The organism is Streptomyces sp. NPDC002838, assembly GCF_040295365.1.
Lineage (GTDB): Bacteria > Actinomycetota > Actinomycetes > Streptomycetales > Streptomycetaceae > Streptomyces.
The window spans coordinates 1-2935 of record NZ_JBEOVF010000130.1 but is presented as its reverse complement, the minus strand read 5'-3'; the positions used below and the strand labels follow the sequence as shown (position 1 = coordinate 2935).

At 72.5% G+C, this 2935-nt stretch carries 2 protein-coding genes; both read right to left on the bottom strand.

Going from position 1 to position 2935, the window contains the following annotated elements:
* On the bottom strand, window positions 1-569 hold a 569-nt coding region (locus ABT063_RS51760; protein ID WP_351069305.1), incomplete at its 3' end, for an MFS transporter.
* A 340-nt stretch (window positions 570-909) separates the two neighbouring features.
* Window positions 910-1488, bottom strand: coding sequence for a GNAT family N-acetyltransferase (locus ABT063_RS51755; protein WP_351069303.1), 579 nt, complete (start codon window positions 1486-1488; stop codon window positions 910-912).
* Between the last annotated feature and the right edge of the window lie 1447 nt (window positions 1489-2935).

Below are 2935 nucleotides of genomic sequence, written 5' to 3'. Positions count from 1 at the left end.
GCCCTGATGCGTCCCAGGCACACCGCCGACACCAGATAGGTCACGGCGTCCACCAGCAGTGCGAACGGCGCCGACAGCGCCTGAACCAACGCCCCGCCCGCCCCTGGCCCGGCGACCGAGGCCGCCGACCGGCTCCCGGACAGCAGCGCGTTACCGTCCACATACCGCTCCGCGGCGACCACGGACGCGTACACGTGGTGATTGCAGACCCGGAACAACACGGTGAGCGCCCCGACGACGAACTCCGTCACGAACAGGTGAGCCAGCGTCAGCACCCCGCACGCATACGCCAGCGGCACGGAGGCGATCGCGGCGAACCGCCCGATGTCCGCGACGATCATCGCCCGGCGCCGGTCCGTCCGCCGGTCTGCCCACGCCCCGCCGGGTATCGACAGCAGCAACGAGGGCAGCAGCGCCACCGCCGTCAGCCACCCCATCTCGGCCGCCCCCGCGTCCAGCAGCAGCACCGCGGCCAGAGGGATCGCCAAGATATTGATCTCGTCCCCGACCAGCGACACGCTCTGCGCACTCCAGTACAGCCGGAACCCCCGCTCCCGCAGCAGCCCCACCCTGCGCGACGCGACGCCGGCGTTCCCCCCACGACGGGCCGCCCTCACCCTGCCCATCAGGCGGCCAGGCCGATGACGTCAGGCGCGCCGCAGGCGCAGGAGCCCGTACCGCACCCCTTTCGCCACCCGCGGGGCACACCCCCGCCGCGGCCGGACGACGCCAACAGGCGCGTGGACAGAATGCGGCACAAGGCCGTCCTGCCCGCGCCGTTCGGGCTGGGCAGCCCGCGCACCTCGCCCGGCCCGACGGCCAGGCACACCCCATCCAGCGCGCACAGGTCCGGCCGACCCCTGCCCGGATACCGCCGGGTCACCTCCCGGGACTCGATCGCGTTCCCGGTCACCGGACGGTCCCGTGCGCGGCGACCGGCAGGGTCAGCAGCATGATGTGAGAGACGGGCTCATCGTCTGCCGGTCGCCACTGGCCGACCTGCCGGTAGCCCCACGCGGCGTAGGCGGCGTGCGCCGGGGCTGCTTCCGGATCGGGCCGCATCGCCAGCGTGACGCGCTCGACGCCCAGGCCCTCCAGCAGACAGTCGTGCGTCCGGGCCGCCACCCCCTGCCGCCGCCACCCGGCGCGGACCGCGAGTTCGACGATGCCCAGCGTGCGCTCACCGGTCTCGGCCGCGAACTCCGCCGTCGTCTCCTCGTCCATCGCCTTCCACCAACCGGTGTCCGGCGGCAGCGGGTAACCAAAGGCATAACCGACGGGCAGGTCCCCGCAGCGGGCAACGACGAGGCGGGCGCGGGGAAGCCTGACCTCCTGCGCGAAGCGGTCCACGAAATCGGCGATCTCGTTCGTGCCCTCGCAGTACGGCGGTTCGGCCCAGATCTCCTTGTACATCGGCAGCACCACATCGAGCTGCACGGCGCACTCCAGCCCCTCCCACCACTCCACCCTGATCTGCCGGCGCCCCATCCGTCCCCTCCCGTCTGCCGCCACCAGCCGGAGCCGACGTCGCCTAGAACCCGCTCGGACCAACAGGGATGGACCTGCGAGACCGCTCGCCAATGCTGACGCCGCCCCTGATGCTGATGCCGCCCTGCGGTGCGGCGGGGTAGCGGACAGACCTGCGGGCGCCGATGCCCGGGCCGCCGCCCCTCGCGGTGGCGGGGCGACGGACAGACCTACGGGTACCGACGCCCGGGGTGTGCTTCGCAGTGGCAGGGACGCGAACACGCCTGCGGCTGCCGATGCCCGGAGTGCCTTTGCTACGGCTGCCGATCCCCGGGGTGGTCTTCGCGGTGGCGGGACGGTGCACGGACCTGCGGCTCCCCGTGGTCGGTCCGCCGCCCTTCGCGGTGGCGGACCGGCGGACGGGCCTGCGGGTACCGATGCCCCTGCGGACCTTCGCAGTGGCGGGGCGGTGCACGGGCCTGCGGGTACCAACGCCCGGGCCGCCCTTCGCGGTGGCGGGGCGGCGGACCCGCCTGCGGCCACCGACGCCAGGGGTGCTCTTGCAACGGCCGCCGATCCCCGGGCCGCCCTTCGCGGTAGCGGGGCAACGAACAGACCTGCGGGAACCGATGCTCGGCCCGCCCTTCGCGCTGGCGGAGTGGCGGACCGACCCACGGGAACCGGCGCCCGGGGTGCCTTTGCAGCGGGTGCCCATGCCCGGACTGCCCTTCGCGATGGCAGGGCGACGGACAGACCTGCGGCCACCGACACTCGGGCCGCTCTTCGCAGTGGCGGGGCGGCACACGGGCCTGCGGCCACCGATGCCGTGGCCGCCTTTGCAGCGGCTGCCGACGCCCGGACCGGCCTTCGCGGTGGCCGGGTGGCGGACAGACCTGCGGTTGCCGACGCCCGGGCTACCCTTCGCGGTGGCGGGGCGACGGACAGACCTCCGGGTACCGACGGTCGGGCCGTTCCCCTTCAGTGTGGCCGGGTGGAGAGCGGGTGTACCCAGGGCACAGGCGGGGGCCTCGACACCCACCTCAGGGTCCATGAGCGCGATCATGCGTGCGGTCCTTTCGACGTCGAAGCGGATTCCAGCACTGCTGCGAACGTAGGAAGCGGCAGGTCAGCCAGGCCGCCTCTGTCCAGGGCCGATGGGACGACGTGACGCCTCGGGCGGCCTTGCGTCTCGTTGTCTGCGTCACCCCTGTCGGTGACGGCTGGCTTCATCGTCTGCTGGTAGCACGATGGCGGGAACCTGAAAAGTTGTAGGGTGCCCGGCGTCGACCGGCTACACGCCGAGAGGACGCGGGAGCGCCGACGAGGGCGTCGTCTGGCCGTCCCTGCTCAAGTTCCCGATGTGATCGTCCTGTGCTAGTGACCTGAGTCGGAGATTCGTCGGCAGTAGGCGGCTACTTTGTCGAGGATCTCGTCGGCGGTCTTCGTCCAGATGAACGGCCTGGGGTGT